5 protein-coding genes are annotated in these 6,628 nt (G+C 42.2%); 2 read left to right on the forward strand and 3 right to left on the reverse strand.

From position 1 onward, the window contains the following. Nucleotides 1-50: 50 nt before the first annotated feature. The 3 genes from Q7J41_RS06705 to Q7J41_RS06715 all read right to left on the reverse strand — a co-directional run bounded on the left by Q7J41_RS06705 (nucleotide 51) and on the right by Q7J41_RS06715 (nucleotide 4,483). Nucleotides 51-1,511, reverse strand: a complete 1,461-nt coding sequence (locus Q7J41_RS06705; protein WP_304886433.1) for an NAD(P)/FAD-dependent oxidoreductase — start codon at nucleotides 1,509-1,511, stop codon at nucleotides 51-53. A gap of 46 nt (nucleotides 1,512-1,557) precedes the next feature. Further along, entirely contained in the window at nucleotides 1,558-2,616 is a 1,059-nt protein-coding gene (locus Q7J41_RS06710) for an asparaginase (protein ID WP_304886434.1), read from the reverse strand. A gap of 124 nt (nucleotides 2,617-2,740) precedes the next feature. Next, nucleotides 2,741-4,483, reverse strand: a complete 1,743-nt coding sequence (locus tag Q7J41_RS06715) for an ASKHA domain-containing protein (RefSeq protein WP_304886435.1) — start codon at nucleotides 4,481-4,483, stop codon at nucleotides 2,741-2,743. Nucleotides 4,484-4,737: 254 nt separating this feature from the next. Between Q7J41_RS06715 and Q7J41_RS06720 the strand changes: the two genes are divergently transcribed. Both Q7J41_RS06720 and Q7J41_RS06725 read left to right on the forward strand, forming a co-directional pair. Continuing rightward, nucleotides 4,738-5,544 carry a methyltetrahydrofolate cobalamin methyltransferase gene (locus tag Q7J41_RS06720; protein WP_304886437.1) on the forward strand — a complete coding sequence of 269 codons (807 nt, stop codon included), beginning with the start codon at nucleotides 4,738-4,740 and terminating at the stop codon, nucleotides 5,542-5,544. A 927-nt stretch (nucleotides 5,545-6,471) separates the two neighbouring features. Beyond that, the coding region (locus Q7J41_RS06725) for a formate--tetrahydrofolate ligase (protein ID WP_304886439.1) at nucleotides 6,472-6,628 on the forward strand (157 nt) is incomplete at its 3' end.

A 6,628-nucleotide genomic window follows, 5' to 3' on the forward strand; every position in this document is an offset into this window, starting at 1 on the left:
AAGTGCCCTTCAGTTATCGTCCCGATGACTAAGGATAACGGCAGAATCGGTCAATCGCTATGCTTTTGAATATAATCGACGATTTCATTTTTCCCCACCCGGTTGACGCCGCTGTGTTCCACATCAAAACCAGCATCAATTTCATGGCCGAGCACTCGTTCCATCACTTCAGCGACCCGGGGGCGGCAGAAGGTTCCCTGGCACCAGCCGCAGCCGGCGCGGGTGCGGCGTTTAATCCCATCAACGGTGGTTACCGGAATACCCCGGTTCATGGCGTCAACAATCGCTGCTTCATTGACCTGTTCGCAGCGACAGATTATTTTTTCTGGACTGGAATCCATGTCCACCAGAGGCTGGATTTCTTTAACCGGCTTTAATTCGGTTTTGGTAATAATGGGGGCCCGATACGGATTGAAGCTGGAGTCTTCTTCAAACGGACAATTCAGTTCTTTTAAAAGGTTAAGAACCATCTCGGCAATTGCTGGTGAAGAAGTCAGTCCCGGCGATTGAATCCCGGCACAATTAATAAACCCGGTAACTGGCGTGGCTTCAATTATAAAGTCATCGGTGGAACTGACTGCCCGGACACCGGTAAAGCTGCGGATAAATTGTTTAATATTTAATTTGTCTGTGGTGTGTTTAGCTTCGTGAAAAATCTTCAGGAGTCTTTCAGCGTGGGTCGATTTATCAACGGTGTCTTCATTGACGGCATCTGGCCCAATTAGTAGGTTGCCATAATAGGTGGGGGCCACAAGAATGCCCTTGCCCATTTTAGTGGGCATCTGGAACAAGACGGTATTGATGATACTGGCTGAACCGCGAACCATCAGAATATATTCCCCGGTTCGGGGGGTAATGGTAAAATAATCGACGCCAACCATCTTGGATACGGTATCCGAAGAAACGCCGCCGGCATTGATGACAAAATGAGACTGATATGGCTTGCCCGTGTGATCAGTCAGATTAAAGCCAGCAGCAGTTTTTTCGATCCCGGTAATTTCCGTATTCAATAACAGCTCGACGCCGTTGGTCACGGCATTTTCAGCCATGGCAATAGCCATTTCGTAGGGCGAACAGATGCCGGCGCCTTTACAATAGAGGGCATATTTAACATCCGGATTGACATTGGGTTCCATTGCCATGATCTGGTCGTGATCAAGAATTTCCAAATCATCCAGACCGTTGGCCAGGCCATTTTCGTATAGTTCTTTGAGTTTTCCCAGCTGTTCTTCTTCAAAGGCCAGGACCAGCGAACCGATTTTTTCAAAACCAAAGTTCAGTTCCGCATTTAATTGGTCAAACTGTTTGCGGCCTTTGTAACACAGACCGCCTTTTACTTTGGCGTGGGACTCGGCAAAGCCGCCATGGACAATGGCCGAATTGGCTTTGGTGGCACCCATAGAGACATCATCTTCTTTATCAAAAACGACAACGGATAATTTGTAACGACTTAAAGCCCGGGCAATCGAGGTTCCGATTATTCCAGCTCCGATAATAGCCACATCATACATAGTAGTCTCCTTTATTAAAAAATAGATTTAACGGTAGTAAAAATTACTATATTACATACCCATTTTCCTGGGCATCTCGCAGAAACTCATAGAAAAATTCCCGTTTCATATAGTTAAGCGGTGAGCATTCCTGCTGATTATAGGCAAAATTCAATTTGGTTACCGCCGCTTCAAAGGAGATGTTCTCCAGGGGAATCCCACCGGCGGCAATCAGTTCCTGACAGGAAGCATAAAGATCGCCATGAATATTTTTGTAGGAGATCATATAGTGATCGACATTGGGGTTGTCCTTAATAAAAGCCAAGAGGGACGTGCCGTTTGCCCCGGTAATATTTCCGCTGCCACAATGGTACAATGAGTGCAACACAGCCCGGATCGGGCGTTTGCGGAGATCGATCACTTCATAATTGAGACCGGGATAGGCGCGCAGCGCCAGCACTTCATTGCGAAATTCTTGAACTGCGGGGACATCGTCAAGAGAGGGATTATAAAGCTTGATCATGGTTGGATTTTTAGCTGTGGGTACGCAGCACAGACCCCGGTGATCAAAAACCCCTAACGGACCGCCAAAACTGGTAAAGTCATCTTTCAGCCAGTCGGCTTCCTGGAGCCGGGTGGCCAGGTGGACATAAGTGACATCATCACTGTTCTCATAAATGACATAAAAACCGGGCAGTTTCATATTGCTGATAAATTCTACCGCGGCTGAAAAGTTGGTAATGGCATTGCTGTTGGGTTCGCCGATGGCATAATTGGCAGCCACTAAAACAATCGGTAACAACGGGCTGTCGATGCCATAAGCAAGGGCAGCGGCGGTATAGGGCAGGGTATCCGAGCCATGCGCAATGATGATACCGTCATAATCGCTGAGTCGGTGGGATTGGAGGGTTTCAATTATTTGCAGCCAATGTTGTGGTTCGGCGTTTTCACTGAGAATATTAAAAGGACGGATGACCTCGAATTCGACCTCACGGTTATTTTGTTCTTTGTAGATGGTCAGTAAATCGTCACCGCGTCGAGAATCCACATTGATACAGTGGTCGTTGACCGCACTGCCGATAGTACCTCCGGTTAACAATAATAAGATTTTGGGTGTTTTTTCCATAGTTGAACATCCTTTCGGTAATTTAGAATAATTATAGCATCTAATGAGGATCAGGGGAATAAAAAAAGCAAACATCAGCTGAGTGTTTGCTTTTTAAAAAGTGCAGTAAATTTAAAACGGAGATTTACTTCATTTCATTTTGACCAAGGGTCGTGTTTTGCATATAAAGGTTGGAAAAATTAGGATCGGTGGCTAACTCGATATGGGTGGTGATCTTCGGGATCTCCTCACAGCGCAGGGCTTCATCCTGGGATAGCAGGAAGAGCTGAGAACCGGTTCCGGCGCCATTGCCGATGGAGCGGATCGGAACTCCCGAAATCTCGGGCAGTAACCCGATAAATTGAGCATTTTCGATATCGATGTAATTCCCAAAAGCACCCGCCAGGGTTATTTCCTTGAGATCTTCTGCTTTGATGCCATATTTTTCGGTTAATAGACTGCAGCCGGTAAAGATAGCAGCCTTGGCCAATTGAACAGCCCGGACATCTTTTTGGGTGATGATCATTTCTTTGCCGTTGGGGTTATCCTCGTGACGAACAAAAACAAAATAGCGTTGATTATTTTCATCTGTTTTAAAACGATCTTTGAAAGGGTGATTATCAAGATCCTCGCCTTTAATAAAATTACCGCGGTTATAAATCAGTTTTTCTCGATAGAGGAAGGCAATTGCATCAATGATCCCCGATCCGCAAAAACCAAGCGGTGCCGCACCGCCAATAACCTGGCACTTAATCTCATTGTCAACCAGGTCAATTTTTTCAATGGCGCCAGTGGTCCCTCTCATCCCCATATGGATACCGGCACCTTCTAAAGCAGGGCCGCAGGCAGTGGAAGCGACAAAATAGCGATTGCGGTTGCCCACGGCAATTTCTCCGTTTGTTCCTAAATCGATCATCAAGCGGTATTCGTCATCCTTTGGCAAGCCCAGCAGAACCGCGGTTGTATCGGCGCCGACAAACCCACCCAATAAGGGTAAAAAGGTTATTTTACCGTTGGGATTAATATTGATATTGAGTTCTTCAGCATTGAGGACAACCATGTCCCGGGTAATTCCGGTAAAAGGAGAAAGCCCCAAATGCAGCGGATTTAAGCCCAGGAAAAGATGGGCCATGGTACTGTTACCGCAGAAGACGCACTCATAAACAGCTTCAGATGGTATTTTTGATTCATAAAAAAGATTCGATAAAATATTGTTGACGGTTTCGATGATGGCGTGCTGGATGGCTTTGAGGTTTTCCGGAGCGGTGGAAGCATAATCGATACGACTGATCACATCTCCGCCAAAAGAAATTTGTTGATTCAGGGAAGAGTACTGGTGAATCAGAACTCCATTAGTCAAATCGTAAAGATAACCGACAACAGAGGTGGTGCCAATGTCAAAAGCAACGCCATAGGCATTCACTTCTTCAGTGCCAGGGATCAGATCGATAATTTCATCATTATATAAGATAAAGTTCATTATGGGAAAGCTCTTCTGATGAAAAATCTCAGATGATTTTTGCAATACTTTAATGGAAGACATCGTAACCGGCATTTCAAGGGCCTTCCGGACGGTTTCAAGATCGTAGGAACACATCTCAGTTTTTAACGCCGTAATTGGGATGGCAGCCACTCTGGTTTTGGGGTTGAAACTCAGCTCCCCATTGTCAGTTGCTTCCAGTATTTGGGATAAAGCCGCTTCTTTTGAAATAAGAATGGCCATATCTTCAGAAATGAGATGCTGACAGCCAAGCACTTCCGAAACTAAATCGTTTTCACGAATGGTAACAAGGCATTTTTTACAGGTTCCTTTGCCCCCGCAAACCAGGTTTTGCGGAAAACCGACCAGAGCGCAGGCTTCAGCAACTGTTTTTCCAGCTTCAACCATGACACTTTTATCCAATAATGGAAAAAAAACGCGAATAGTATTCAAAGATGACATAAAATTGTCCTTTCGTAGTCATAAATTAGGGTAGACTGTAAAATATTATCTAAATCAATTTTATTATACCCGTTAAAAATGAGATTTTCAATAAGATAGAAAAATATTGACAAAAAATAAAGGAAATGCTAGTCTGTATATACAGGTACGGCACGAAAAATACAAAAAAATGAAAACGATATCAATCCAGGAGGCCGAGTATGATAATTATTGGAGAGAAAATAAATGGAACAATACCAGCGATACGAGGAGCGATCGAAAAAAGAGATGCCAAGTTTATTGCCGAGTGTGCTATAAAACAGGAAGAAGCAGGCGCGGATTTTATCGATGTGTGTGCCGGCACTGCTCCTGAATTAGAAATAGAGGCATTGAAATGGCTGATGGAGGTTGTTCAGAACGCAACAGAAACACCGCTTTGCATCGATAGTCCTAATCCCCGAGTCATCGAAGCTGCATTCAAATATGCGAATAAACCTGGGCTTATCAATTCTGTTTCTGATGAAGGTGAAAAATGCGAAGTCCTGCTGCCGCTCATGGACGGAAATACATGGGAGGTTATCGGACTTACATGTAATAATAAAGGGATTCCCTGTGATGTTCAAACAAAGGTGGATATTGCGAAAATCATGGTTGATAAAGCGGCAAAGTTTGGGATAACGCCGGATCGTATCCATATCGATCCATGTGTGATGGCATTATCCACAAATAATGACTCATTGCTGAATTTTACCAGGGAAATTTCAGAAATAAGAGCATTATATCCAACGATTCACATCACTGCCGGTTTAAGTAATATCTCTTTTGGCTTGCCGGCCAGATCGCTGATGAATAAAACATTTTTGGCGCTTGCCATTCAGGCCGGCATGGATTCAGCTGTTATGGATCCAACAAATCAGGATATGATGGGAACCATTTTCGCAGCCTATGCGCTACTTGGTAAAGATAAGTACTGTCGCGCCTATAGTAAAGCATTTCGGCAGGGGAAAATTACAATACCAGAAAAATAAGTTGCTAGTCAATTTGCAAATCAGTCTAAATGTAGTTATTGCCGGTTTCCGGAATCATTAGTCTTCGTTATCATTCTTAATGAAGGAAAACTTTGCTGTCATCCTGGTTAATCAATTAGCTGAATATTAGAAATAGATACTTAAAATGCAGTGCAATCACTGCATTTTTTTGGTTGTTTGTATTATTGCTTTAACTACTATCGGAGGCGAAAAAAATGATGTGACTATGTAAAGGAATTTAGCTTATAAATTATTAACGAGAATGAAAAAAAAACGAGGGACATAATGTCAATATATGGCGATATATTACATGAAAATGGATTGTTTGAGAAATAACAAACAATTAAAGAAAATAAATTGACTCTAATTAGAAAAATATTGACAATTTTAAAAAATAATGATAATCTGATTAAAATTTGTATATACAAGTAAATAGTGGACTAGCTGCCCGATATCAGCATTTTTAGGTCGAGTTTTAAAGGGCAAATGGAATAGCATAAAGTTGTAGGTATAATGATTCGGAAAAAAGAAGCGGGAGGTGAGTTTGGTAAATAATTGAAATGCAAAGGTAGTTTTTATGGGTGAAATAACAACAGGGATTGAGTAAAAAAAATGGGAAATAACATTAAAATTACAAATTCGGGGATTTGAGTCAAAAAAACGAAAATATTGTATTTCGTAAATCATCATACGAGCAGCAAAAAAACACTAAAAGGAATTAAATGGCAATTACCTGGTGAATTGCTGAGCTGTTTTGTGTCGCAGAGTAAAATATTGCTCTGATTATTGATGTAAACCCCGTTAATGTAAACGTTATTCGTATTTTTCCAGTAAAAAATTGTCACATTTATTATTTGATTTTTAGTTTAAAATCATATATCATAAATGCAGATGTTAAAAATTTATCAAAGTATTGGAGGAAATAATATGGGTTTTAAATCAGACATTGAGATTGCACAAGAGGCTACACCACAGGATATTCGTGAGATAGCAAAGAAATTGGGTTTAACAGAAGACGATCTGGACTTATACGGCAAGTATAAAGCAAAGGTTGACTACAATCTGTTAAAGAAAAAATCAGACA

It is taken from the genome of Acetobacterium sp., assembly GCF_030652775.1.
GTDB lineage: Bacteria > Bacillota > Clostridia > Eubacteriales > Eubacteriaceae > Acetobacterium.

Bases quoted from the DNA above. Each gene is read 5' to 3' on its own strand.
- Q7J41_RS06715 (WP_304886435.1), bottom strand. From the start codon at position 4,483: ATGGTTGAAGCTGGAAAAACAGTTGCTGAAGCCTGCGCTCTGGTCGGT.
- Q7J41_RS06705 (WP_304886433.1), bottom strand. From the start codon at position 1,511: ATGTATGATGTGGCTATTATCGGAGCTGGAATAATCGGAACCTCGATT.
- Q7J41_RS06720 (WP_304886437.1), top strand. From the start codon at position 4,738: ATGATAATTATTGGAGAGAAAATAAATGGAACAATACCAGCGATACGA.
- Q7J41_RS06710 (WP_304886434.1), bottom strand. From the start codon at position 2,616: ATGGAAAAAACACCCAAAATCTTATTATTGTTAACCGGAGGTACTATC.